Source organism: Roseovarius tolerans, from assembly GCF_028885395.1.
Lineage (GTDB): Bacteria > Pseudomonadota > Alphaproteobacteria > Rhodobacterales > Rhodobacteraceae > Roseovarius > Roseovarius tolerans.
Genome location: NZ_CP118494.1, coordinates 1,699,388 through 1,721,954, shown reverse-complemented (window position 1 = coordinate 1,721,954; position 22,567 = coordinate 1,699,388). Strand labels below are relative to the sequence as shown.

Below are 22,567 nucleotides of genomic sequence, written 5' to 3'. Positions count from 1 at the left end.
AGAAAACGGGCCGGCGCGCAGGACCCGCGCCGACCCTTACCGTGACAGGGAAGTTATTCGACTGCCTTAATGCGGTCCACCATCTCACTGCCATACTGGTCGGTGTAGACCGAGTAGGAGCTTTCGGCAGCAAGCTTGGCGAAGGGGGCCTTGTCGATATCGGTGATCACCTCCATGCCGTTCTCGCGCAGCATTTCGACGCCGGCCTGTTCCAGCCGGTTGACCTCGGCGCGGGTGGCGGCGGCGGAGGCCTTGGCGGCCTCCATGAACCAGCCCTGCTGTTCCTCGGTCAGCCCGTCAAACAGGATCGGCGAGGCCAGCACCACGGCGGGCGAATAGACATGTCCGGTGAGCGAGACGTATTTCTGCACCTCCCAGAATTTCGACGCGGTGATCACGGTCACTGGGTTCTCCTGCCCATCGACCACGCCCTGTTGAAGCGCGCCGAAGAGTTCCGGAAAGGCCATCGGCGTGGGGGCGGCACCCATGCCCTCGAAGGCAGCCATGTGGACACGGTTCTCCATCGTCCGCAGCTTCAGCCCGTCGAGATCGTCAGGCGTGCGCACCGGGCGCTGCGAGTTGGTCACGTGGCGAAAGCCGTTCTCGGACCAGGCGAGGCCGACAAGGTTGTTCTTGCCGATCTCGTCGAGCAATTCCTGCCCGATCTCGCCGTCGAGCGTGGTGCGCGCATGATCGTAGTCGCGGAAGAGGAACGGCAGGTCGAGCGCATAGACCTGCGGCACGAAGTTGCCCAAGGGTCCGGTGGAAGTGATGACCACGTCCATCGAGCCGATCTGCAGCCCCTCGATCATGTCACGTTCGCCGCCCAACTGGCCCGCGGGAGCCTGTTCGCCGGTGAAGCTGCCGCCCGAAAGCTCGGTCAGCGTGTCGATAAAGGCCTGCGCGCCGACGCCGTAATGCGATTGCGGTGACAGCGAATGGCCGATGACGATGTTTTCCTGCGCCTGACCTACAGTGGCGAGCGAAAGCGCGGCAAGCGCGCCGAATGCGTAATGTTTCATGAAACTCCTCCTGTTATCGGCCCTGCGGGTCGATGCCCCGGGCCCATGTCCTCGCCCTCTCCCTTGACGCAAGCGGCGGGCGAACGCCAAGTCTATCGCGTCTGGGAAAAGGGATACAGGTTATGACAGCGCTGTCAATAAGGTCACGGAATGCCTGAAATTGTAACGCAGGAATCAGATTTGGAATGACAGCGATAACATAATGCCGCATTTTCCCGGGATGGACGACGACCGGCCAGACACGCAGACCCGCCGCCCCACCCTGTCGCAGGTGGCGCGCGCCGCCGGGGTGAGCGAAATCACCGCAAGCCGCGCGCTGCGCCGCGACGGCCCGGTTGCGCGTGACACGCGCGAGCGGGTGGAGCGCGCCGCCATCGCGCTCAACTACGTGCCCAACCGGCTCGCGGGGACGCTGGCGGGGGCGGCATCCCGGCAGGTGGGGGTGATACTGCCGTCGCTGTCGAACATCGTCTTTGCCGATGTGCTCAACGGGCTGGAAGACCGGCTGGAGGGCGACGGCTATCACCCGATCCTGGGCATTTCCAACTATGATCCGCTGCGCGAAGAGCGGCTCTTGCGCGACCTCATGTCGTGGCGGCCCGCCGGGCTGGTGATCGCCCCCGCGCGCAAGACCGATGTCACGCGCGGCCTGCTGGCGGCCGCCGATCTGCCAGTGGTCGAGATCATGGATGTCGATGCCGAAAGCGCCGACATGGCGGTGGGGATTTCGCATCGCGGGGCGGGGCGTGCGATGGCGCATTATCTGGCCGGGCGCGGCTATCGGCGCTTTGCCTATCTCGGCCACGGGATCGAGACGGATTTTCGCGCCACGCAGCGGCTCAACGGGTTTCGCGACGGGCTGCGCGAGGTTGGCCTCACGCTTGGCGATGTGCTGTGCCTGCCCGGCCCCTCGACGGTGCCCTTGGGGCGCGAGGGGCTGGCGCGGCTGCTGGCCGAGGCCAAGACGCCGCCCGAGGCGGTGTTCTTTTCCAATGACGACATGGCCGTGGGCGGCGCGTTTCACTGTCAGGCGGCCGGCATTGCGGTGCCCGAGGATCTGGCGCTTGCCGGGTTCAACGGGCTGAGCATCGGGCAGGCGCTTCCCAAGCCGCTGACCACCATCGCCTCGCAGCGCGAGCATATCGGCTTTATCGCTGCGACCCATCTGCTCGACCGGTTGGCGGGGGGCAGCCCGCCGCGCGTGACCAATGTCGATTTCCGGCTGATCCCCGGGGCGACCGCCTGAGGGCTCAGATGCAGCGCCCGTCATCGACCTCCATGCAGACGCCGGTGACCATGGCGGCCTCGTCCGAGCAGAGGTAGAGCGCGGCATTGGCCAGATCCTGCGGCGTGGAGAACCGACCCAGGGGAATCGTTGAGAGAAACTTCTCGCGCATCTCGGGCGTGTCCTCGCCCAGAAAGCTCTTGAGCAGCGGCGTGTCGCCCGCCACCGGGTTGAGCGCGTTGACGCGGATGCCCATGGGAGCGAGTTCGACGGCCATGGTACGGGTCGCGGTGATCATCCAGCCCTTGGAGGCGTTGTACCAGTTGAGACGCGGACGCGGCGAGACCCCGGCGGTCGAGGCGACGTTGAGGATCGCCCCCTGCCCGCGTGCCTTCATCTGCGGCACGAGCGCGCGCGCGATGAGATAAACCGATTTGCAGTTGATCGCAAAGACCCGGTCGAAATCCGCCTCGGTCACATCCTCCAGAAGGCTGGGCATGTGGGTCACACCGGCGTTGTTGACCAGGATGTCCACATGGCCCATGCGCGCCTGCGCCTCTGCGATCATCGCATCCACCTGCGCGCCGTCCGAGACGTCGCAGGTATGGGCGATGCCGCCATGCTCCGCCGCCACACGCTCGGCGGCCTCGGCGTTGATATCGACGACAAACACCTGCGCACCTTCCTCCAGAAACCGCCGGGCAATGCCTTCGCCAAAGCCCGAGCCCGCGCCCGTCACGATCGCCGTCTTACCAGTGAGCCGCATGTGATGTCCTTTCCGCCTTGATCAGTCTGGGGCCAAGTGACACGAGAGCGCGGGATTTGGGAAGTGGTTTTTCGGGCAGAAATGGCCTGATGCTATCATTGCCGTGAGGCGCGCATCGACGGGCTGCGGTGCGGCGATCCGGCGCTTGTTTGGCAGACATTTATCTCTGCCACGTAAGCAAACACCCAAGCAGTGCGCAGATTGTCGCCAAATCGCCGTGACGTCGGGGCGGCGTCATGCAGAAGGCATGCCTCTGGCGTACCGCTGCGCGGCAGCCTCCGGCCGTCTACCTCGCGGGTGCTTCAATCCGAAGCCCGATTCAGGCCGTCACTCCCTCATCCTCACGGACACTTCCTCATCCGTGATGCGCCGCGACAGTCTTGAGCGTCGAAAATCCATAGAGCGCCTCAAACCCCTTTTCGCGGCCATGGCCGGATTTTCCGGTCCCTCCAAAGGGCAACTCAACACCGCCGCCGGCCCCGTAATTGTTGAGAAAGACCTGTCCCGCGCGCACCTTGCGTGCGAGCCGCATCTGGCGCGCGCCGTCACGTGTCCAGACGCTGGCGACAAGGCCGTACTCGGTGCCATTTGCGATGGCTATCGCCTCGACCTCGGTGTCGAACGGGATCATCACCTGCACCGGGCCAAAGATTTCCTCTTGCGCGAGCGGATGGTCGGGCGCGACCGGACCAAAGAGCATGGCGGGTACGTAATGCCCACCTTCGGGCAGATCGGCCCCCGGCTCGGCCTGCGCGATCACCGGCAAATCACCCGCACGGTCGAGATAGGCTAGAACACGGGCCTTTTGCGTGGCGTTGATCACCGGGCCGATACCCGGATCCTCCATCGCCGGACCGATCCGCTTGGCCCCGTAGGCGGCGGCCATGCGCTCCGCAACCTCGTCGAACACGGCGCGTTGCACGAGGATACGCGAGGACGCCGAACAGGTCTGGCCCGCGTTCTGCAGCCCGGCATTGACCAGAAACGGCAGAGCCGCGTCAAGATCGGCGTCGGCAAAGACGATTTGCGGGGATTTGCCGCCCAGTTCCAGCGTCACCGGCACCACATTGGCCCCCGCCGCAATCTGCATCGCGGAGCCCGTGGCGACCGAGCCGGTGAAGCTCAGATGCTGGATGCCGGGATGCGCCGAGAGCGCCGCCCCCGCCTCGCTCCCCAATCCCGTTACGAGGTTGAGCGCGCCCGCCGGAAACCCCGCCTGCTGCGCAAGATGCGCAAAGAGCAGCGCCGTGAGACTGGCATCCTCGGCCGGTTTCAGAACGCAGGCATTGCCCATGGCCAGCGCCGCCCCGACCGAACGCCCGATGATCTGCATCGGGTAATTCCAGGGCACGATATGTCCGGTCACACCATGCGGCTCGCGCAGGGTGTAGACGGTATAGCCATCGAGATAGGGAATGGTGGTGCCATGCACCTTGTCCGCCGCCCCGCCGTAGAATTCACAATATCGCGCAAGAGCGCGGGCATCGGCGCGCGCCTGCGCCAGCGGCTTGCCAACGTCCCGCGCCTCGACCTCGGCCAACAGGTCTTCGTGCTCTTCTACCAGATGCCCCAGCCGGGCGAGACACCGGCCCCGTTCCGCTGCCGTAAACCGGCCCCAGTCGCCCCAAAGTGCATCCTGTGCGGCTATGACGGCGGCGTCGATATCAGCCGCCTGCCCGCGCGCGATACGAGCGATCTCTTCGCCCGTGGAAGGGTCCTCGACCAGCAGGGTCTCAGGCGTGGCGCGCCATGTGCCCCCGATCAGGATTTGCGCAGGGTCAAGCGGTAGGGAAAACGACATCGGTCTCTCCTTGTCTGCAACGTCAGCACAGGCTCCGGGCTCAGCCCGCCTTGATCAACCGGTCGACTTGCACCAGACGCTCCAGCAGTGCAGGCATCGCGTCAAGCGGCACCATGTTGGGCCCGTCCGAGGGGGCGTTGTCGGGGTCGTCATGGGTCTCGATGAAAAGCCCGGCACACCCCACGGCAAGCGCCGCACGCGCCAGCGGCGCCACGAATTGGCGCTGCCCATCCGACGAGCCACCCTTGCCCCCCGGCAATTGCACCGAGTGGGTGGCGTCAAAGATCACCGGGTAGCCCGTATCAGCCATGATCGGCAGCGCGCGCATGTCTGACACCAGCATGTTGTAGCCAAAGCTGGCACCGCGCTCGCAGAGCATGATGTTCTCATTCCCGGTCGAAGCGACCTTGGCCGCGACATTGGCCATGTCCCAAGGGGCGAGGAACTGCCCCTTCTTGACGTTGATCACGCGTCCGGTCGCCCCGGCGGCAAGCAGCAAATCCGTCTGACGGCTCAGAAAGGCAGGAATTTGCAGCACGTCGCAGACCTCGGCGGCGGGGGCGCAATGACCGGCCTCATGCACATCCGTAAGCACCGGGCAGCCAAACTCGTCCCGGATCGCGGCGAGGTAGTCGAGGCCCTTTTCCATGCCGAGCCCCCGCTGACCGCCAAGCGACGAGCGATTGGCCTTGTCATAGCTGGCTTTGAACACGAATGGAATATCAAGCCGCGCGCAGGTCTCGGCAAGGCTCCCCGCGATCTTGCGGGCATGCTCCAGGCTCTCCATCTGGCAGGGACCCGAGATGAGGGCGAAAGGGCGGTCGTTGGCGATATCGAGCGCCCCGATTGAAACAGTCTTGGTCATGGTCTTGGCGATCCTCTTTTGGTCGGCGGGGACTCAGACAACCCCGGCACGCAGACAGTCGTGAATGTGAACCAGCCCACAGAGCCGCCCGCCCTCGTCGACGACAAACAGTGCGCCGATTTTATGGCGATTCATCAGGCCGAGTGTCTCGGACAAGAGCATGTCGGGCGTGGCAAATCGAGGGCTGGATGTGGCCACCTGTCCTGCGGTGCAACCCATCAAACCGTCGAGATTGCGGCGCAGGTCACCATCGGTGATCGCCCCGCGCAGGGCACCACCCTCGACCACGGCGGCGATGCCGAAGCCCTTGGCACTCATCTCGATCAGCGTTTCACCCATTGAAGTATCAGGGGCGACCACCGGCAGCGCATCGCCGCTATGCATGACATCGCTCACCCGCAGGAACTGCGCGCCCAGCTTGCCGCCGGGATGAAAGACGTGAAACGCATCCGCCGCGAACCCCCGCTCCTCCATCAGCGCCACGGCAAGCGCATCGCCCAATGCCAATGCGCAGGTGGTCGAGGTGGTGGGGGCCATGCCGATGGCACAGGCCTCGGGCATGTCGGGCAGGATCAGCGCGACATCGGCCTGCCGCGCCAGCGTGCTGTCACTGACGCGCGTGATCGCGATCATCGGAATGTCGAACCGCCGGGTATACTGGATCAGGTCCGACAACTCGCGGGTCTCACCGGAATTGGACAAAAGCAGACAGACGTCACCCCCCGTGACCATTCCCAGATCACCGTGGCTTGCCTCGCCGGGATGCAGGAAAAGCGCGGGCGCGCCGGTCGAGGCCAGCGTAGCGGCGATCTTGCGCGCGATGTGCCCCGATTTCCCCATACCCGAAACGATGACCCGGCCTTGCGCACCCAACATCAGTGTAACGGCGCGAGCAAAGCCTTCGGGCGGGCAATCGGCCATGGCGGCGAGCGCTTCAGCCTCGGCGCGAAGAACCCGGCTTGCGGTGCCGCGAATGGCGCCTTTGTCCGTGAGAGGGGATGCTGTCATGGTCTGTCCTTGCGCCAAGCCTGTTGCGCAGGGGCTTACCCCTCCAAGCCGCGCGCGTCCAGAGGGCGCGGTGGTCAGATTGCGCGGGCAATACGGGCTGGATCTATCGCGACGCGCGCCTTACTGCCCAGAAGGTCGAGTAACACATGCACGCGACTTTCTGCATCGACATGCTCGATGGTGGTGACAAAATCCGTAAAGGGGCCGCTGGTAATGCGAATGCGCTCCCCACGGGCGAAATCCTGATCGGGCTGCAACAAACCTTCAGCGTCGCACCGCTCCATCAACCCTGCGACAACGCTGGCGGGCACCTGTGCCGGCACCCCGCCGGCAAAGCCGATGAGCTGCGCCACGCCCGGGGTGGAGCGCAACTTGTGCCACTGACCTGCGCCCTGCCCCGCGCTGACGAACACATAGCCCTTGAAGACAGGCATAGGTTCCTGTTGCAGTCGTCCTCGCCGCCTCCGGTCGCTCATATGCAACGGCATGAACACATCAAAGCCCATACCCCGAAGATTTCGGCAGGCGATATGGTTCTGACCCGGCTTGCATAGCACCAGATGCCAAGTGGCAGCGATGAACTGAGCGGAGCGGAGCGAGAGCATGATCAATCAAAATCCTGTTTTGTTCAGAAATGAACGAGAATCATCGACCATGCAACCGCTTGTTGCAAACTTATGTGACGCAACGACTACAATACACGCTCCGTCGGCTGACATTTGCTACCCTGCCTCGCGCCAAGCCCCTGTTCTTGCCGACCGGCTGGTAGCGTGACGCGGTGCTGAGCCCTCTGAGGGCTGCCCATCTTTCACATCGCCGAGAACTGCGGTATGCGTGTCGTAGTAATGGCGCTCGCTATTGAAAAATTGAACTGTTTCAACACCTTCACGCACTCGTCCGATTCGAGTAGCGGTGCGGATGCCGTGCCTCCGAGGCGAATTGCATGATCATCGGGCAACGGACTGAGTGGGCAGCCGCATGAGCAAACCGGCCGAAGAAGATGTCCATTTCCGGGTGCTCCGCATTCTCGAACAGAACCCGGATATCAGCCAACGAGAGCTCGCCGCGCAGCTTGGTATCGCCTTGGGGCGAACCAACTACGTGTTGAAGGCGCTGATGGAAAAAGGGCTGGTGAAAATCGGCAATTTCTCTGCCGCGCAAGACAAGCGACGATACGCTTACATTTTGACGCCGAAGGGCGTTTCCCGCAAAGCGGCGATCACCAAGCGGTTTTTGGCCCGGAAGCTCTCCGAATACGAGGCGCTCAAGACCGAGATCGAAAGCCTGCGGGATGAACTTCACGAAACATCAAATGTCGAGGGGCCGCGCCATGAGTGATTCTGTCCGCGCCAGGAAGATCGTCGTAACAGGCAGCGCCGGATTTGTCGGATTTCACCTTGCAAAGGCGCTTTTGGACGAAGGGTTCACGGTGCACGGGTATGATGGGATGACCCCCTATTACGACCCGCAACTCAAAATCGCGCGCCATGCCATCCTGCGAGCGTATCCCCAGTTCTCCGCAACCGAAGCGATGCTAGAAGATGCCGACAGTCTGACCGCTGCGATTGCGAATTTTGATCCCGATGTCATCGTCCATCTCGCAGCACAGGCCGGGGTACGCTACAGCCTTGAAGAACCGCGCGCCTATGTCGAGACGAACATCGTCGGGACGTTCAATGTCTTGGAATGCGCGCGCGCCAACAAGGTCGATCATCTTCTGATGGCATCGACCTCCTCGGTCTATGGCGCGAACACCCAGATGCCGTTTACGGAAACGGACAAGGCCGACACCCCCCTGACGATCTATGCCGCGACCAAGAAAGCGACCGAGGCGATGGGCCATGCCTATGCGCATCTGCACAGCCTGCCGACAACGATGTTCCGCTTTTTCACGGTCTACGGCCCCTGGGGACGACCTGACATGGCGTATTTCAAGTTCACCCGCGCGATCCTCGCCGGAGAGCCGATCGACATCTACAACAATGGCGACATGTGGCGCGATTTCACTTATGTGGGCGATCTGGTGCGCGGTATCCGGCTGCTGATGGACGCGGTGCCGGGAGGGCCGGAAACGGCCGTCGATGGCGACAGCCTGAGCTCTGCGGCCCCGTTTCGCGTGGTCAATATCGGCAATTCCGACAAGGTAAGGCTGCTGGATTTCATCGCCGCGCTCGAAGCGGCCCTGGACCGCAAAGCCGTGCGCAACATGATGCCCATGCAGACCGGCGACATGCAGGCGACATGGGCCGACGCCTCACTTCTCCGCGCTCTTACAGGGTACCAGCCAGCCACCGAACTGCAAGATGGCGTGGCCAGATTTGTCGAGTGGTACCGCGCATACCATGCGTCCTAGATCCTCAACGCTCAGCCTTATGAAGCCAGCCACTCACAGGAACTGCTCAAGATGATCAAGGTGATTTCCGTATTCGGGACGCGCCCCGAGGCCATCAAGATGGCCCCGGTGGTGACGGCCCTGGCAGCCAGCCCGGATATCGAGGCGCGGGTAGTCGTTACCGCGCAGCATAGAGAAATGCTGGACCAAGTGCTGCACCTGTTCGAGATAGAGCCCGATCACGATCTGGGCATCATGAAACCGGGACAGGGGCTCACAGAAATCACGGCGGGAGTTCTTGCCGGGCTGAAGCCGATTTTCGAAACCGAAAAGCCAGACCTCGTATTGATCCACGGCGACACCACGACGACGCTTGCCACGGCACTTGCGGCTTATTACCAACGCATTCCGGTCGGGCATGTGGAGGCCGGTTTGCGCACGGGCAACATCTATTCGCCGTGGCCCGAGGAAATCAATCGCAAGGTGGCCGGCGCCATCACGCGCCTGCATTTCGCACCGACCGGACGCTCCCGCGAGAACCTTCTGGCCGAAAACGTTCCTTCATCACAGATCCATGTCACCGGCAACACCGTGGTTGACGCGCTTCTGGAGGCTGTTGAGACCATGAGCGAAAAAAGTGCACGCCGGATGTCAAAGCGTGGTCATTTCGCACCCACTGACATATATCCAGCGCGGTAGATACGTCACAAGAAAGACCAGATGAAGTTTCTGAAATCCCTGTTCTCACCTCCGCGCGAGGTGCATTGCGAGTTTGGCCGACCGGCTCCCTTGAGTCCGCTTGCGGCGATCGGCGATATTCACGGCCGCGCCGACCTGCTGGAACAGCTGCTGGCGCGGCTCGAGCCCGACCTGCAGGTGATCTGCGTCGGCGACTACGTCGATCGCGGCGACCATTCGGCCGACGTTTTGCGCATTCTGCATGCCAATCCCGACATCATCTGCCTCAAGGGCAACCACGAGGAAATGCTGCTGAACTTCATCCAACAGCCGGAAACATATGGCCGACGCTGGTTCCGCAATGGCGGACTTCAGACCATGGCCAGTTTCGGCATCGCCGGACTGACCCAAACCAGCTCTGAGGGCCGGCTTCGCACCGTGCGCGATGCCCTCGTCAAGGCGATGGGCGATCCGCTCGTAGACTGGCTCGATGGGCTGCAATCGGGCTGGCGCGTGGGCAATCTCGCGGTGGTGCATGCCGGGGCCGACCCGGCCCTGCCGCTTGAGGCTCAGCCCGGCCATGTGCTGCGTTGGGGGCATCCCGATTTCATGACCACACCACGCAGCGACGGGGTCTGGATCATTCATGGCCACACCATCGTCTCGACCCCCGTCATGGATCAGGGCCGCGTCGCCATAGATACCGGGGCCTACGCTTCCGGACGGCTGACCGCCGCCGTCGTCACCGATGGCGATATCCACTTCGAAACCACCTGAACCCTTTCTAGTGACAAGTCGGGCGGGCCTTGCTAAGTCAAAGCCGGAACGTGAAAAGGAGAGCGCTGCGTGCAGGTTCTGACAACCGAATTACCCGGTGTCCTGATCATCGAACCGGACCGGTTCGGCGATGCGAGGGGCTTCTTTTCCGAAAGCTGGAATCGACGTCGCATGGCCGGACATGGCGTTGAGATCGACTTCGTGCAGGACAACCATTCCCTGTCTGTGGAACCTGGCACACTGCGCGGGCTGCATTTTCAGACCCCGCCACACGCACAGGCCAAGCTGGTGCGCTGCGGACGCGGCGCGTTCATGGACGTGGTGGCCGATATTCGCCACGGCAGCCCCACCTACGGGCGCTGGCTCGGCGTCGATCTGAGCTTTGAGAACGGCCGTCAACTACTTGTTCCAGAGGGTTTTCTGCATGGCTTCGTCACGCGGCAGCCCGAGACCGAGATCATCTACAAATGCTCTGATTACTACGCGCCCGATTGCGATGCAGCGGTGCGCTTTGACGATCCGGATCTGGCGATCGACTGGGGCCTCGATGGCCCGCCCATCCTGTCGGACAAGGACGCCGCCGCCCCGCGCCTGCGCGGTCTGCCCGCCTATTTTACCTGGAAGGGCTAGGGTATGCGGCTTCTGGTGACCGGTGGCTGCGGCTTTATCGGATCGGCGGTGGTGCGCCTTGCAGTGACGCGGGGACACCACGTGACCAATCTCGACGCGTTGACCTATGCGGGCCGCCCCGAAAACGTGGCCGACGTGGCTGGAAACCCACTTTACCGCTTTGTCCGCGCCGATATCTGCGACCGCGCAGCGCTCGACCGGATCATCGAGGAGACAGTGCCCGACGCGATCATGCACCTTGCCGCCGAGAGCCATGTCGACCGCTCCATCGACGGGCCGGGCGATTTCATCGACACCAACATCACCGGCACTTACAACCTGCTCGAGGCAGCGCGCGCTCATTGGCAACGTACCGGCCGTCCCAAGAGTTTCCGCTTTCACCATATTTCCACTGATGAGGTCTATGGCAGCCTCGGCTCCACCGGCCTTTTCACCGAGGACACCCCCTACGATCCACGCAGCCCCTATTCGGCCTCCAAGGCGGCCTCGGATCATCTCGTGCGCGCCTGGCACCACACCTACGGCCTGCCGGTGGTGCTGACCAACTGCTCCAACAATTACGGCCCCTATCACTTCCCTGAAAAGCTGATCCCGAAGGTGATCCTCAACGCCATGCACGATCAGCCGATCCCGGTCTACGGGCGTGGCGAGAACGTCCGCGACTGGCTCTATGTCGAGGATCACGCCGACGCGCTGCTTCTCGCGGTAGCCAAGGGAGAGCCCGGCCGCAGCTACAATGTCGGCGGCCATAACGAGCGGCGCAATATCGACCTTGTCCATACGATCTGCGATCTCATGGACGAGATGCAGCCCCGCGCCGCAGGTCCCTACCGCGACCTAGTCGACTTCGTCACCGACCGGCCCGGCCATGATGCCCGCTACGCCATCGACCCCGACCGGATCACCCGCGAACTGGGCTGGCAGCCTTCGGTCACGGTCGAGGCCGGTCTGCGCCGCACGGTTCGGTGGTATCTCGACAACCGGGACTGGTGGCAGCCGCTCTTGAGCCTCGACGGAGTCGGCAGCCGGGTGGGTACTCGCGCATGAGCCTTCTGGTCTTTGGTCAAACCGGGCAGGTCGCCACCGAGATCGCCCGCCGCGCACCACATGCACTCTGCCTCGGGCGCGACAAGGCTGATCTTGCCGACCCTGACGCCTGTGCCTTCGCCATTGAACGTCACGCGCCCCGCGCGGTGATCAACGCCGCTGCCTACACCGCCGTGGACCGCGCCGAGGACGAAGAACCGCAGGCCACCCGCATCAACGCGGACGCCCCCGCCGCCATGGCCCGCGCCTGCGCCACGCTTGGCATCCCGCTGATCCATATCTCGACAGATTACGTGTTTGACGGCAGTGGCAATGCCCCGCGCGCCGTAAAGGCCCCCACCGCACCGCTCAACGCCTATGGTCGCAGCAAACTCGCGGGCGAAGCGGCCATTCGCGCCACCGGCGCCGCGCATGCCATCCTGCGCACCTCGTGGGTGTTTTCCGCGCATGGCAGCAATTTCCTCAAGACCATGCTGCGCGTCTCCGATACACGCGACGCGCTTTCCATCGTCAATGACCAGATCGGCGGGCCGACCCCGGCAGGCGATATAGCCGAGGCTTGCCTGACCGTTGCCAACCGCCTCACCGCTGAGCCGACCCTCACCGGCACTTACCATTTCTCGGGGGCACCCGATGTGTCCTGGCAGGGTTTCGCCGAAGCGATCTTTGCCGCCGCAGGGCGCCATGTGACCGTCACCGGCATTCCGACAGCGGACTATCCCACCCCCGCCGCGCGCCCGCTGAACTCCCGGCTCGATTGTCGCACGACCGAGACTGCATTCGGTCTCACCCGTCCTGACTGGCGCGCCGCCCTTCCCGATATTCTCAACGAGATTGGAGTGACCCCGACATGAGCGACCGCAAAGGCATCATCCTAGCAGGCGGCTCCGGCACGCGGCTCTACCCGATCACCATGGGCCTGTCGAAACAGCTTTTGCCGATTTACGACAAGCCGATGGTCTATTACCCGCTGTCGGTGCTGATGCTGGCGGGGATCCGCGAGATCGCGCTGATCACCACACCGCAGGATCAGGCGCAGTTCCGCGCCGCGCTCGGTGACGGCAGCCAGTGGGGTATTTCACTCACCTATGTCACCCAACCCAGCCCTGACGGGCTGGCGCAGGCCTACACGCTGGCCGAAGACTTCCTCGACGGCGCACCCTCGGCGATGGTGCTGGGCGACAATATCTTCTTCGGCCACGGGCTGCCGCAGCTTCTGGCCGGTGCCGATGCCCGGCGCGACGGCGGCACGGTCTTCGGCTATCACGTCTCCGACCCCGAACGCTACGGCGTGGTCGGTTTCGACGCCGATGGCCGCGCCCGAGAGATCATCGAGAAACCGGTCAATCCACCGTCGCGCTACGCCGTGACCGGGCTCTATTTCCTCGACCGCGACGCGCCCCGCCTCGCGCGCGAGGTGCGCCCCTCCCCGCGCGGCGAGTTGGAGATCACATCGCTTCTGGAAATCTATCTCAAGGCCAACAAGCTACAGGTCGAGACCATGGGGCGCGGCTATGCATGGCTCGACACAGGCACCCATGGCAGCCTGCTCGACGCGGGCAATTTCGTGCGCACCCTGCAGGCCCGCCAGGGCCTGCAAACCGGCTGCCTCGACGAGATCGCCTTTGAAAACGGCTGGATCGATGCCGAGACCATCGCCGAACGCGCCGATCAGTTCGGCAAGAACGACTATGGCCAGTATCTGCGCACATTGCTCGACTGACCCGCCCCAACGAAAAAGGGCCACCCGCCAGGGTGGCCCTTTGATATCGGTATGAAACCGGATCAGCGCTTGGAGAACTGGAAGCTCTTGCGCGCCTTGGCACGGCCGTATTTCTTGCGCTCCACCACGCGGCTGTCGCGGGTCAGGAAACCGGCGGCCTTGAGAGCACCGCGCAGGGACGGATCATAAAGCTGCAGTGCCTTGGACACGCCGTGCTTGACCGCACCCGCCTGCCCCGAGAGACCACCGCCCTTGACGGTCGCCATCACGTCGAACTGGTCCTCGGTGCCCGATACTGTGAACGGCTGCTTGAGGATCATCTGAAGCACGGGGCGCGCGAAATACTCGTTGATCGGCTTGCCATTGACGACAACCTTGCCCGAGCCGGGCTTGATCCAGACACGGGCAACCGCATCCTTGCGCTTACCGGTAGCATAGGAGCGGCCAAGCGAGTCGCGGACGGGCTCGCGCGGGTCTTCCATCGCCTCGGGGGTGACGCTCACGTCACCTGCGACAGCTTCCAGCCCTTCGAGGGATTTGATTTCTTCAGCCATCAGTAAGCCACCCGCGTATTCTTGGAGTTCATGGATTTGACGTCCAGCACCTCGGGGCTCTGGGCCTCGTGGGGATGCTCGCCGCCAGCATAGACGCGCAGATTGGTCATCAGCGTGCGGCTCAGGCGGTTGCCCGGCAGCATGCGCTTGACGGCCTGCATCACGACGCGCTCGGGGTATTTGCCCTCGAGGATCTCGCCGGTGGTGCGGCTCTTGATGCCGCCCGGGTGGCCGGTGTGCCAGTAGTTCGGCTTGTTGCGCTTGTTGCCGGTAAGCTGCACCTTGTCGGCATTGATGACGATCACGTTGTCACCAGTGTCCATATGGGGCGTAAAGCTCGCCTTGTGCTTACCGCGCAGGCGCATTGCGATGATCGAGGCGAGACGGCCCAGAACAACGCCCTCGGCGTCGATCAGGATCCATTTCTTGTCGATATCTGCAGGCGTTGCAGAGAATGTTTTCATGTCAGGCAAAACCTTGTGCTTGATCTTTGGTCTTGATGCCGACGGGCCGGTTGTGGCACCGCCGATGCGATGGACGGGTTATAGTCAGTGGCGCGCCCGGGTCAACACATCCAAGCCCAAATAAATTACCCAATTTCAATGTCTTATAAATTAGGTATTATTTTACCCCACATAACGTGGAGCCATCCGTGACATTTCCGCCGAAAATCCCTGCCGCGCCGCAGAAACACCTTGCACGACTCAAGCCACACCCCTACTTGCCAAGTCACTTGATCGGAACCGATCCCAACTTCGGATGTCTTTCTGGGGGGGCGCTAAGGGACCGACTGGATTCAATCTACTGGAACGAAGGGGAGCGCCATGAAAGACGCCAACCTCTTCCAACTGGGGATCGGTCTGGAGACAGGCGCCCAAGAGGAAGACACCGCACGCGGCTTCACCGCCGCGAATACCGATACCGTTTTGCCCTGTGACATGCTGGCCAGAGACGTTCTGGATGAGGATCGCGAAGATCACTTCATCCGGCGCGATGGCGCTGTGTTCGCGGGCACCCATCTGATCATCGAGGTGGTCAACGGCCACGGGCTTGATGACGAAGCCCGCATTCAGCAGGCATTCCGCGATTGTGTGGAGACCTGTGGTGCCACGCTCCTGCACATCCACACGCACAAGTTCTCGCCCCAAGGCGTGTCCGGTGTGGCTGTTCTGGCCGAAAGCCATATCTCGGTGCACACGTGGCCCGAGATCGGCTATGGCGCGTTCGATGTGTTCATGTGCGGCGATGCCCGTCCATGGCTGGCCGTGGACGTGCTGAAATCCGCCTTTGGCACCGCCGATGTCCGCGTCAAGGAGCTTCTGCGCGGCGAGGATGTCGTGACCGAGGCCGGGATCGCGGCATGAGCGACTGGATCCGCGAGAGCCTGCATCCCGACTACGCGCAATCGCTGCGCGTGGACGAGATGCTCTATGACAGCAAGACCGATCATCAGCGGCTGAAGGTATTCCAGAACGGCACGTTCGGCCGGGTGCTGACGCTTGATGATGTGGTACAGACCACCGAGGGCGACAATTTCATCTATCACGAGATGCTGACCCATGTGCCGATCCTGGCGCATGGGGCAGCAAAACGCGTGCTGATCATCGGCGGCGGCGATGGCGGCATGGCCCGCGAAGTTCTGCGCCACGATACGGTCGAGCATGTGACGATGGTGGAAATCGACGCCGGCGTGGTGGACTTCTCGAAAGAGTATCTGCCGATGCTCAGCGCGGGTGCCTTTGACGATCCGCGCCTTGATCTGGTCATCGCCGACGGGGCCGAGTTCATCCGCCACACGGAAGGCGGCTATGACGTCATAACCGTCGATTCGACCGATCCCATCGGCCCCGGCGAGGTGCTCTTTTCCGACACGTTCTACGGCCATGCCAAGCGCGCCCTGACCGAGGACGGCGTCCTGGTCACGCAAAACGGCGTGCCCTTCCTGCAAGGCCAGGAGCTGCACAATACCATGCGCGCCTTCACCGCGCTCTTTGTCGATGCCACCTGCTATTTGGCCACCATTCCCACTTATGCGGGCGGCCCGATGGCCTTTGGCTGGGGCACCGACGGCTTGGCGCGCAGCACGCCGCTCGAGGTGCTTCAAGGCCGGTTCGATGCCACCGGCATCACACCGGGATACTACACCCCGCAGGTACATCAGGCAGCCTTCGCCCTGCCCGGCTACGTCACCAAACTCCTGCCCTGAGTTTCATCTTGCCGCAAATACTCTCGGGGGTCCGGGGGGCAGACGGCCCCCCGGCGCTCAGGCAGGCGGGATCGAATAGGTCAGGCTCGCCCGCGCCACCGGCTGTTTCATGCCCTCGGAAAACACCAGCACCTCGCCGACTGCTAGCACGCGCCCCAGCTTCAACAACCGGCATTCCGCGATTAGGTCGGTCCGCGCCGCCGGTTTGCGCATGAAATCAATGCTGCAATTGGTGGTCACCGCCAGCCCCTGCGGCCCGATCATCGCCAGCACGGCAAGGTAGACCGACACATCCGCCAACGAGAATATCGACGGGCCCGACACCGTGCCGCCAGGCCGCAAATGCCGCTCTCCGACCAATAGCCGCGTGCGGATGCGCATCTCGCCCAGCTCCTCGATGGCGAACTCGCCCATGACCTGCGGAAATTCCCGTTCGAGAAACTCCATCAATTCATCGGCACTCATCTTAAGGCTCATGCTTCCCTCCCTGCCCTCTTCCGTGCCAGAATGGCCATAACGCAAAAGGGGTTACAAGATGGCAATTCTCGACCGCACAGACGACGGCGCGATCGCGCGCCTCACACTGAACTCGCCCGGCAATCTCAACGCGCTGTCAGACGCGATGCTGGCCGCGCTCAAATCCGAATTCGTGCGCCTTAGCGAAGATCGCGGTATTCGCGTGGTCACGCTGTCGGGCACCGGCAAGGCATTCTGCGCAGGCCATGACCTCAAGGAAATGCAGGCCGCGCGGCAATCCGAGGATAATGGCCGTGCCTATTTCGCCGATCTCTTTTCGCGCTGCACAGAGGTGATGACCGCGATCCGCGACCTGCCGCAGCCGGTGATCGCCGCCCCGCACGGCATCGCCACCGCCGCCGGATGCCAGCTTGTGGCGTCCTGTGACATGGCCGTCGCCGCCCACGGCACCCGCTTTGGCGTCAACGGCGTCAATATAGGCCTCTTCTGCTCCACCCCCATGGTGGCGCTCAGCCGCAATATCCCCCGCAAGCAGGCCTTCGAGATGCTGACCACCGGGCAATTCATCGAGACCGACCGCGCGCAGGAGCTGGGCCTGATCAACCGCGCCGTGCCGATGGAGGATCTAGAGGCCGAGACCATGGCCCTCGCCGAAACCGTCGCGGCCAAGCTCGGCTCCGCCGTGCGCATCGGCAAACGCGCCTTCTACGAACAGCTTGAACTGGGCATTAATGCCGCCTATGCCCATACCGGCGCGGTGATGGTCGAGAACATGCTCGACCGCGACACCGACGAGGGCATCAACGCCTTTCTCGCCAAGCGTCCGCCGGACTGGCAACAGTGACGCCCCTTTCCAAACCCCGCGCAATCGCCTAGATCGCAGCCCATGACAAAGACTTTGCATATCATCGGCGGCGGCATGGCCGGGTCCGAAGCCGCCTGGCAGGCCGCCAATCTCGGGATCGACGTGGTCATCCACGAAATGCGCCCAAAGGTGAAAACATTTGCGCATCGCACCGGCGATCTGGGCGAAATGGTCTGCTCCAATTCGTTCCGCTCGGATGATGACGAACAGAACGCCGTTGGCCTACTACACTGGGAAATGCGCGCAGCAGATGGCCTGATCATGGCAATGGCCGACCGCCACCGCCTGCCTGCCGGTGGCGCGCTTGCCGTGGATCGCGACCCTTTCGCGCAATCGGTCACGCAGAACCTCATGGATCATCCGAAGATCACCGTTCAACATGATGAAATCACGGAACTTCCCGCAGGTGGCCACTGGATCATCGCAACCGGCCCGCTGACCTCCGAGGGGCTGGGCCAGGCCATTGCGCAAGAGACCGGCCGCGACGCGCTCGCCTTTTTCGACGCCATCGCCCCCATTGTCTATTACGACAGCATCGACATGTCGAAGGCGTGGATGCAATCGCGCTACGACAAGGGCGAGACCGAGGCGGAACGCACCGCCTATCTCAACTGCCCGATGGATCGCGACCAATACGAGGCCTTCATCGACGCGCTGCTCGCCGCCGACAAGACCGAGTTTCACGAGGGCGAAACCGCCAATTACTTCGACGGATGCCTGCCCATCGAGGTGATGGCCGAGCGTGGCCGCGAGACCCTGCGCCACGGCCCGATGAAGCCGGTGGGCCTCACCAACCCGCACCAACCCGACATCAAGGCGCATGCGGTGGTGCAACTGCGCCGCGACAACGCACTTGGCACGCTCTACAATATCGTGGGCTTTCAAACCAAGATGAAATACGGGGCACAATCATCTGTTTTCAAGATGATTCCCGGTCTTGAGAATGCCAGCTTTGCCCGCCTCGGCGGCATCCACCGCAACACGTTCCTCAACTCACCCACGCTGCTCGACGATCAGATGCGCCTGCGCTCGCGCCCGCACATCCGCTTCGCCGGGCAGATTACGGGCGTCGAAGGCTATGTCGAATCGGCGGCCATGGGTCTGCTCGCAGGCCGTCTCGCCGCCGCCGAAATCATGGGCCAACCGCTGCCGCCCGTCCCGCAAGACAGCGCAATGGGCGCGCTCATTCATCACATCACCGGCGGGGCCGAGGCCAAGACATTCCAGCCCATGAACGTCAATTTCGGCCTCTTCCGCCCGGTAGAAGGGCTCAAGGGCGGACGGCGCGGACGCGTGCATCGCTACAAGGCCTATACCGACCGCGCCAAGGCGGCATGGACCGACTGGCTCGCCACGCAGAACATGAGCTGCGCCTCTTAACACTTTATAACCATGCTCATAACGCGCTTCGCCCCTTCGCCGACCGGCCCGCTTCATCTGGGTCATGCTTTCTCGGCGATGCTGGCGCATGACATGGCACGGGCCGCAAACGGCTCTTTCCTTCTGCGCATCGACGACCTCGACCAAAGCCGAAGTCGCCTCGAGTGGGAGGCGCAGATCTATCACGATCTGACCTGGCTCGGCCTGTCCTGGCCGGTTCCGGTCCTGCACCAATCAACCCGCCTGCCGCGTTACCGGGAAACGCTTGAAATCCTTTGGACTCAGGGCCTTCTCTACCCATGTTCATGCAGCCGCAGCGACATTCGCGCCGCCGCCTCCGCACCGCAGGAGGGCGCGCCGCTGCATGGCCCCGACGGGGTGATCTACCCCGGTACCTGCCGTCCCGCGTCGCCGCCCAAGGGCCCGCTGCCCCAGGAAGCCGCCCTGCGCCTCGACATGGTTCGCGCTTGTGAAATGCTCGACAAGCCTCTGGAATACCGGGAAAAGGGTGAAACCATCGCTCCTCAAAACCTGCCCGCCACAGTCGGTGACGTGGTCCTTGCCCGCCGCGACATGGGGGCCTCCTATCACCTCTCGGTGGTGCTCGATGATGCCGATCAGCAGATCACCCATGTGATCCGCGGGCAGGATCTGCAAGATGCCACGCAGATCCATGTCCTGCTGCAACGCCTGCTCGGCCTGCCAACGCCAGCTTATCACCACCACCGCCTGATCCGTGACGAACACGGTAAGCGCCTTGCCAAACGCGACGACGCCCGCGCCATCGCCACCTACCGCGCCGAGGGGGCCAGCCCGCAGGACATCCGCAAATTGGTCGGACTATAGCAACTTCATCTTTCCAGAAATACTCACTCCGACGCCGCCATCGGTGCCATGATCTCGATCTCCACACCCTCGCGCACCGCCCGATAGAAACATGACCGCCTATTCGTATGACAGGCAGGCCCGGTCTGGCGGATCAGCAGCAGCAGGCAATCGCTGTCGCAATCGATCCGCATCTCGACCAGATCCTGCACATGGCCCGAGGTTTCGCCCTTGATCCAGAACGCCTGCCGCGAGCGGCTCCAATAGGTCACGCGACCGGTCTCTAGCGTGCGCGAGACGGCCTCGGCGTTCATCCAGGCCATCATCAGCACCTCGCCGGCCTCCGCCTCCTGCGCGATCGCCGGGATCAGCCCGTTGGCATCATACTTTAGTCGGCTTGGGTCGAATTCCATGACGGATTTCCTTTTGCATCTGGCGCTTGCGGGCCTATTTATGTGGAACGATACGAAAGGGAAAGCCATGTCCGGCGAAACCGACCTGATCAAGCTCTACTCTGCGCGCATCCTCGAACTCGCCGCCGACATTCCGCATCATGGGCGGCTCGACGCGCCGCAGGCCAGCGTCAAGCGCCGCGCGCCGCTTTGCGGCTCGACCGTGACGGTCGACATCCTATGCGACGAGGGACGGATTTCCGACTATGCCGCCGAGGTTAAGGCCTGCGCGCTCGGTCAGGCGTCGGCCAGCGTCGTGGGTGCGAATATCATCGGCTGCGACGTCGAAGAGGTCACGGCGGCGCGCGACGCGCTGAAAGAGATGCTCAAATCCGACGGCCCGACACCGCCCACGCCCTTCGACGGGCTCGAGGTGTTGCGCCCGGCGCGCGACTACAAGAACCGTCACGCGTCGATCCTGCTCACGCTCGAAGCGGCGGTCGAGGCCATGGAAGAGGTTCAGGCCCAGACCTCTTGCGCCTAAATTTGACAGCCCCGTCGCAGCAAATCGAACACGCGCGAGCGCCCTGCCCCTATCCATCGCGACAAAACGCCCTATTTCAGGTGGGTAGATTGCGGGGACAGCGCGCATGGCACGCCAAAAACTCGACCAGAACAGCCCCCTGATCGGACGTTTCGATCAGTCCTTTCTTATCCACATGATCCGGGATTTCTTCGTGATCCTCGTCGCGGTCACGGTGCTGGAATTCACCCTCAAGGCGGCGCTGGTCTATTACAAGTTCCGCGTCTCGGGGCCGGAGCGAACGCAGGAGGTTGCCGAGGGCATCGCCGATAATGTCCGCTCGATCATGCGCAACGAGGGCGGACCGGTGGCGGCGCGCACCGTCTATCCTATCCTGAGGCGCAACTGGGACAATCTGGGGTACCGCATCGCAATCACCCCCGCCCCCGTCACCATCCGCTCGATCGAGGAGGGGTTCGACTTTACCCCCGAGGGCATCCCGCAGGGTGACTGGCCCGACGCCACCCACAATCTCGGCCATGTGGCCATCACCGCGGAGCCGTTTTGCCTTGCCTGCCATACAGAAGCCGATGTCGGCGACGTGCTTGGCGAGGTCATGGTGCGCCGCGATCTGAGCACCGATTTCACCCAATGGGCCGAGGACATGCGCCTGACCGGCCTGCTGTCGCTTGGCAAGATCGTGCTACACTCCTTCCTGCTGTTTCTGATCCTGCGCGCCCGGCTGGAGCCGCTTCTGGGTCTGCGCGCCGTGGTCAGCAACCTCGCGCGCGCCTATGGCGGGCTCACCCACCGCGCCGAAATCCGCACCGCAGACGAATTCGGCGTGCTGGCGCGCGATCTCAACCTCTTTCTCGACCGGGTCTGTCGGTTGATGGAAGAACTCGATGAGGTGCTGGCGCGCGTCGTCGCGGTCAATGCCGATATCGTCAAGATCCAGAGCGATCTGCGCGACCGGATCGACAGCCTGACCGGGCGCATAAGGCGGCTGGAACGCTCGGCCATGCTGAGCGCGAAGGCCGAACCGCGCCTGTCGCAGGCCTGGTTCGACGCGGCCCGCCGGGCCGTTTCTGATCTTGATACCAGCCGCAAGGGGCCTGGTGAAACGGATATCGGCAGCGTCGTCGAAGACCTGCGCGCCGTCGTGACCAATGCCGAGGCGCAGATCGAAACCAGCGAGAGGGTGTTCGCCGACCTGGGTGAGTTGGGCGACGAAAGCGAAAAACTCAAGCGCGCCATGGCCGAGATGATCCGGCTGGAGGAACGCATGGAAGGCATCGTCGAGACCGGAAGCGTACTGGTGCAGCGTATTCGCCCGGCGGACAGCGCGGAGTAACGCGCGGCTTGCGCCTTGAAACACGGCCGAGGACCGCCGAAGCGGCGATATCGCACACACCGACAACAGGCCATGCCACCCTCGTCGCTCCCAGATAAAAAAATCGCCGCTCACCCG

26 protein-coding genes are annotated in these 22,567 nt (G+C 63.2%); 16 read left to right on the top strand and 10 right to left on the bottom strand.

Annotated features, from left to right (window positions below; all coding sequences use genetic code 11):
• Nucleotides 1–53: 53 nt before the first annotated feature.
• The gene (locus PVU19_RS08530; protein WP_050661786.1) at nt 54–1,022 is read right to left on the bottom strand and encodes a TRAP transporter substrate-binding protein; all 969 of its coding nucleotides are present in this window, start codon (nt 1,020–1,022) and stop codon (nt 54–56) included.
• 202 nt (nt 1,023–1,224) lie between these two features.
• Between PVU19_RS08530 and PVU19_RS08525 the strand changes: the two genes are divergently transcribed.
• Entirely contained in the window at nt 1,225–2,268 is a 1,044-nt protein-coding gene (locus tag PVU19_RS08525; protein ID WP_235575693.1) for a LacI family DNA-binding transcriptional regulator, read from the top strand.
• A gap of 4 nt (nt 2,269–2,272) precedes the next feature.
• Here PVU19_RS08525 and PVU19_RS08520 read toward each other — a convergent pair whose 3' ends face one another.
• From PVU19_RS08520 to nusG, 5 genes are all read right to left on the bottom strand, one after another.
• Nucleotides 2,273–3,013, bottom strand: coding sequence for an SDR family oxidoreductase (locus PVU19_RS08520; RefSeq protein ID WP_050661787.1), 741 nt, complete (start codon nt 3,011–3,013; stop codon nt 2,273–2,275).
• 355 nt (nt 3,014–3,368) lie between these two features.
• Complete coding sequence (locus PVU19_RS08515; protein WP_050661788.1) at nt 3,369–4,814, bottom strand: aldehyde dehydrogenase family protein; 1,446 nt, start codon at nt 4,812–4,814, stop codon at nt 3,369–3,371.
• A gap of 40 nt (nt 4,815–4,854) precedes the next feature.
• The gene (gene kdsA / locus PVU19_RS08510; RefSeq protein WP_050661789.1) at nt 4,855–5,679 is read right to left on the bottom strand and encodes a 3-deoxy-8-phosphooctulonate synthase; all 825 of its coding nucleotides are present in this window, start codon (nt 5,677–5,679) and stop codon (nt 4,855–4,857) included.
• A gap of 33 nt (nt 5,680–5,712) precedes the next feature.
• On the bottom strand, nt 5,713–6,687 hold the full coding sequence (locus PVU19_RS08505; protein ID WP_050661790.1) for a KpsF/GutQ family sugar-phosphate isomerase: 975 nt from the start codon (nt 6,685–6,687) through the stop codon (nt 5,713–5,715).
• Nucleotides 6,688–6,761: 74 nt separating this feature from the next.
• Nucleotides 6,762–7,292 carry a transcription termination/antitermination protein NusG gene (gene nusG, locus PVU19_RS08500; protein ID WP_050661791.1) on the bottom strand — a complete coding sequence of 177 codons (531 nt, stop codon included), beginning with the start codon at nt 7,290–7,292 and terminating at the stop codon, nt 6,762–6,764.
• 373 nt (nt 7,293–7,665) lie between these two features.
• Here nusG and PVU19_RS08495 point away from each other — a divergent pair, with 373 nt between their 5' ends.
• The 8 genes from PVU19_RS08495 (at nt 7,666) to rfbA (ending at nt 13,874) form a co-directional block, all read left to right on the top strand.
• The gene (locus PVU19_RS08495; protein WP_050661792.1) at nt 7,666–8,025 is read left to right on the top strand and encodes a MarR family EPS-associated transcriptional regulator; all 360 of its coding nucleotides are present in this window, start codon (nt 7,666–7,668) and stop codon (nt 8,023–8,025) included.
• Complete coding sequence (locus PVU19_RS08490) at nt 8,018–9,040, top strand: NAD-dependent epimerase/dehydratase family protein (RefSeq protein ID WP_050661793.1); 1,023 nt, start codon at nt 8,018–8,020, stop codon at nt 9,038–9,040. Before PVU19_RS08495 ends, PVU19_RS08490 begins: the two co-directional genes overlap by 8 nt.
• Before the next feature lie 51 nt (nt 9,041–9,091).
• A complete protein-coding gene (gene wecB / locus PVU19_RS08485) occupies nt 9,092–9,718 on the top strand; it encodes a non-hydrolyzing UDP-N-acetylglucosamine 2-epimerase (protein ID WP_200901842.1) in 627 nt (208 codons plus the stop codon).
• A 21-nt stretch (nt 9,719–9,739) separates the two neighbouring features.
• The gene (locus PVU19_RS08480) at nt 9,740–10,474 is read left to right on the top strand and encodes a metallophosphoesterase (RefSeq protein ID WP_082237413.1); all 735 of its coding nucleotides are present in this window, start codon (nt 9,740–9,742) and stop codon (nt 10,472–10,474) included.
• Between the two features lie 69 nt (nt 10,475–10,543).
• On the top strand, nt 10,544–11,104 hold the full coding sequence (gene rfbC, locus PVU19_RS08475) for a dTDP-4-dehydrorhamnose 3,5-epimerase (protein WP_050661794.1): 561 nt from the start codon (nt 10,544–10,546) through the stop codon (nt 11,102–11,104).
• A gap of 3 nt (nt 11,105–11,107) precedes the next feature.
• Nucleotides 11,108–12,151, top strand: coding sequence for a dTDP-glucose 4,6-dehydratase (gene rfbB / locus PVU19_RS08470; protein WP_050661795.1), 1,044 nt, complete (start codon nt 11,108–11,110; stop codon nt 12,149–12,151).
• Nucleotides 12,148–13,005, top strand: coding sequence for a dTDP-4-dehydrorhamnose reductase (rfbD, locus tag PVU19_RS08465; RefSeq protein WP_050661796.1), 858 nt, complete (start codon nt 12,148–12,150; stop codon nt 13,003–13,005). The genes rfbB and rfbD overlap by 4 nt, the downstream gene beginning before the upstream one ends.
• Nucleotides 13,002–13,874, top strand: a complete 873-nt coding sequence (rfbA, locus tag PVU19_RS08460; RefSeq protein WP_050661797.1) for a glucose-1-phosphate thymidylyltransferase RfbA — start codon at nt 13,002–13,004, stop codon at nt 13,872–13,874. Before rfbD ends, rfbA begins: the two co-directional genes overlap by 4 nt.
• 62 nt (nt 13,875–13,936) lie before the next feature.
• Here rfbA and rpsI read toward each other — a convergent pair whose 3' ends face one another.
• Together rpsI and rplM are read right to left on the bottom strand one after the other, a co-directional pair.
• Nucleotides 13,937–14,428 carry a 30S ribosomal protein S9 gene (gene rpsI / locus PVU19_RS08455; RefSeq protein ID WP_050661798.1) on the bottom strand — a complete coding sequence of 164 codons (492 nt, stop codon included), beginning with the start codon at nt 14,426–14,428 and terminating at the stop codon, nt 13,937–13,939.
• On the bottom strand, nt 14,428–14,892 hold the full coding sequence (gene rplM / locus PVU19_RS08450; protein ID WP_050661799.1) for a 50S ribosomal protein L13: 465 nt from the start codon (nt 14,890–14,892) through the stop codon (nt 14,428–14,430). The genes rpsI and rplM overlap by 1 nt, the downstream gene beginning before the upstream one ends.
• Before the next feature lie 360 nt (nt 14,893–15,252).
• Here rplM and speD point away from each other — a divergent pair, with 360 nt between their 5' ends.
• A complete protein-coding gene (gene speD / locus PVU19_RS08445) occupies nt 15,253–15,792 on the top strand; it encodes an adenosylmethionine decarboxylase (protein WP_050661800.1) in 540 nt (179 codons plus the stop codon).
• On the top strand, nt 15,789–16,634 hold the full coding sequence (gene speE, locus PVU19_RS08440; protein WP_050661801.1) for a polyamine aminopropyltransferase: 846 nt from the start codon (nt 15,789–15,791) through the stop codon (nt 16,632–16,634). Before speD ends, speE begins: the two co-directional genes overlap by 4 nt.
• A gap of 57 nt (nt 16,635–16,691) precedes the next feature.
• Here speE and PVU19_RS08435 read toward each other — a convergent pair whose 3' ends face one another.
• Nucleotides 16,692–17,111, bottom strand: a complete 420-nt coding sequence (locus tag PVU19_RS08435) for a PaaI family thioesterase (RefSeq protein ID WP_050661802.1) — start codon at nt 17,109–17,111, stop codon at nt 16,692–16,694.
• A gap of 58 nt (nt 17,112–17,169) precedes the next feature.
• Here PVU19_RS08435 and PVU19_RS08430 point away from each other — a divergent pair, with 58 nt between their 5' ends.
• The 3 genes from PVU19_RS08430 to gluQRS are packed head-to-tail and all read left to right on the top strand — an operon-like array spanning nt 17,170 to nt 20,202.
• Nucleotides 17,170–17,955: an enoyl-CoA hydratase gene (locus PVU19_RS08430; RefSeq protein WP_050661803.1), complete on the top strand. Its 786-nt coding sequence runs from the start codon at nt 17,170–17,172 to the stop codon at nt 17,953–17,955.
• Between the two features lie 42 nt (nt 17,956–17,997).
• Complete coding sequence (gene trmFO, locus PVU19_RS08425; protein WP_050661804.1) at nt 17,998–19,356, top strand: methylenetetrahydrofolate--tRNA-(uracil(54)-C(5))-methyltransferase (FADH(2)-oxidizing) TrmFO; 1,359 nt, start codon at nt 17,998–18,000, stop codon at nt 19,354–19,356.
• A 12-nt stretch (nt 19,357–19,368) separates the two neighbouring features.
• Nucleotides 19,369–20,202: a tRNA glutamyl-Q(34) synthetase GluQRS gene (gene gluQRS / locus PVU19_RS08420; RefSeq protein WP_050661805.1), complete on the top strand. Its 834-nt coding sequence runs from the start codon at nt 19,369–19,371 to the stop codon at nt 20,200–20,202.
• A gap of 23 nt (nt 20,203–20,225) precedes the next feature.
• Here gluQRS and hisI read toward each other — a convergent pair whose 3' ends face one another.
• Nucleotides 20,226–20,594 carry a phosphoribosyl-AMP cyclohydrolase gene (hisI, locus tag PVU19_RS08415; RefSeq protein WP_050661806.1) on the bottom strand — a complete coding sequence of 123 codons (369 nt, stop codon included), beginning with the start codon at nt 20,592–20,594 and terminating at the stop codon, nt 20,226–20,228.
• A gap of 67 nt (nt 20,595–20,661) precedes the next feature.
• On the opposite strand from hisI, the gene PVU19_RS08410 reads away from it, so the two are divergent.
• Nucleotides 20,662–21,117, top strand: a complete 456-nt coding sequence (locus tag PVU19_RS08410; RefSeq protein WP_050661851.1) for an iron-sulfur cluster assembly scaffold protein — start codon at nt 20,662–20,664, stop codon at nt 21,115–21,117.
• A 106-nt stretch (nt 21,118–21,223) separates the two neighbouring features.
• Nucleotides 21,224–22,450 carry a HAMP domain-containing protein gene (locus PVU19_RS08405; RefSeq protein ID WP_050661807.1) on the top strand — a complete coding sequence of 409 codons (1,227 nt, stop codon included), beginning with the start codon at nt 21,224–21,226 and terminating at the stop codon, nt 22,448–22,450.
• The last annotated feature ends 117 nt before the right edge of the window (nt 22,451–22,567 follow it).

Excerpts from the sequence above, each read along its gene's own strand:
- PVU19_RS08405 (WP_050661807.1), top strand. The coding sequence starts at position 21,224 with ATGGCACGCCAAAAACTCGACCAGAACAGCCCCCTGATCGGACGTTTC.
- PVU19_RS08430 (WP_050661803.1), top strand. The coding sequence starts at position 17,170 with ATGGCAATTCTCGACCGCACAGACGACGGCGCGATCGCGCGCCTCACA.
- PVU19_RS08490 (WP_050661793.1), top strand. The coding sequence starts at position 8,018 with ATGAGTGATTCTGTCCGCGCCAGGAAGATCGTCGTAACAGGCAGCGCC.
- rfbB (WP_050661795.1), top strand. The coding sequence starts at position 11,108 with ATGCGGCTTCTGGTGACCGGTGGCTGCGGCTTTATCGGATCGGCGGTG.
- hisI (WP_050661806.1), bottom strand. The coding sequence starts at position 20,594 with ATGGAATTCGACCCAAGCCGACTAAAGTATGATGCCAACGGGCTGATC.
- PVU19_RS08520 (WP_050661787.1), bottom strand. The coding sequence starts at position 3,013 with ATGCGGCTCACTGGTAAGACGGCGATCGTGACGGGCGCGGGCTCGGGC.
- nusG (WP_050661791.1), bottom strand. The coding sequence starts at position 7,292 with ATGCTCTCGCTCCGCTCCGCTCAGTTCATCGCTGCCACTTGGCATCTG.
- kdsA (WP_050661789.1), bottom strand. The coding sequence starts at position 5,679 with ATGACCAAGACTGTTTCAATCGGGGCGCTCGATATCGCCAACGACCGC.
- PVU19_RS08505 (WP_050661790.1), bottom strand. The coding sequence starts at position 6,687 with ATGACAGCATCCCCTCTCACGGACAAAGGCGCCATTCGCGGCACCGCA.
- rplM (WP_050661799.1), bottom strand. The coding sequence starts at position 14,892 with ATGAAAACATTCTCTGCAACGCCTGCAGATATCGACAAGAAATGGATC.
- PVU19_RS08410 (WP_050661851.1), top strand. The coding sequence starts at position 20,662 with ATGTCCGGCGAAACCGACCTGATCAAGCTCTACTCTGCGCGCATCCTC.
- wecB (WP_200901842.1), top strand. The coding sequence starts at position 9,092 with ATGATCAAGGTGATTTCCGTATTCGGGACGCGCCCCGAGGCCATCAAG.
- PVU19_RS08495 (WP_050661792.1), top strand. The coding sequence starts at position 7,666 with ATGAGCAAACCGGCCGAAGAAGATGTCCATTTCCGGGTGCTCCGCATT.
- PVU19_RS08530 (WP_050661786.1), bottom strand. The coding sequence starts at position 1,022 with ATGAAACATTACGCATTCGGCGCGCTTGCCGCGCTTTCGCTCGCCACT.
- speE (WP_050661801.1), top strand. The coding sequence starts at position 15,789 with ATGAGCGACTGGATCCGCGAGAGCCTGCATCCCGACTACGCGCAATCG.
- PVU19_RS08480 (WP_082237413.1), top strand. The coding sequence starts at position 9,740 with ATGAAGTTTCTGAAATCCCTGTTCTCACCTCCGCGCGAGGTGCATTGC.
- rfbA (WP_050661797.1), top strand. The coding sequence starts at position 13,002 with ATGAGCGACCGCAAAGGCATCATCCTAGCAGGCGGCTCCGGCACGCGG.
- rfbD (WP_050661796.1), top strand. The coding sequence starts at position 12,148 with ATGAGCCTTCTGGTCTTTGGTCAAACCGGGCAGGTCGCCACCGAGATC.
- PVU19_RS08525 (WP_235575693.1), top strand. The coding sequence starts at position 1,225 with ATGCCGCATTTTCCCGGGATGGACGACGACCGGCCAGACACGCAGACC.
- rpsI (WP_050661798.1), bottom strand. The coding sequence starts at position 14,428 with ATGGCTGAAGAAATCAAATCCCTCGAAGGGCTGGAAGCTGTCGCAGGT.
- PVU19_RS08435 (WP_050661802.1), bottom strand. The coding sequence starts at position 17,111 with ATGAGCCTTAAGATGAGTGCCGATGAATTGATGGAGTTTCTCGAACGG.
- speD (WP_050661800.1), top strand. The coding sequence starts at position 15,253 with ATGAAAGACGCCAACCTCTTCCAACTGGGGATCGGTCTGGAGACAGGC.
- gluQRS (WP_050661805.1), top strand. The coding sequence starts at position 19,369 with ATGCTCATAACGCGCTTCGCCCCTTCGCCGACCGGCCCGCTTCATCTG.
- trmFO (WP_050661804.1), top strand. The coding sequence starts at position 17,998 with ATGACAAAGACTTTGCATATCATCGGCGGCGGCATGGCCGGGTCCGAA.
- PVU19_RS08515 (WP_050661788.1), bottom strand. The coding sequence starts at position 4,814 with ATGTCGTTTTCCCTACCGCTTGACCCTGCGCAAATCCTGATCGGGGGC.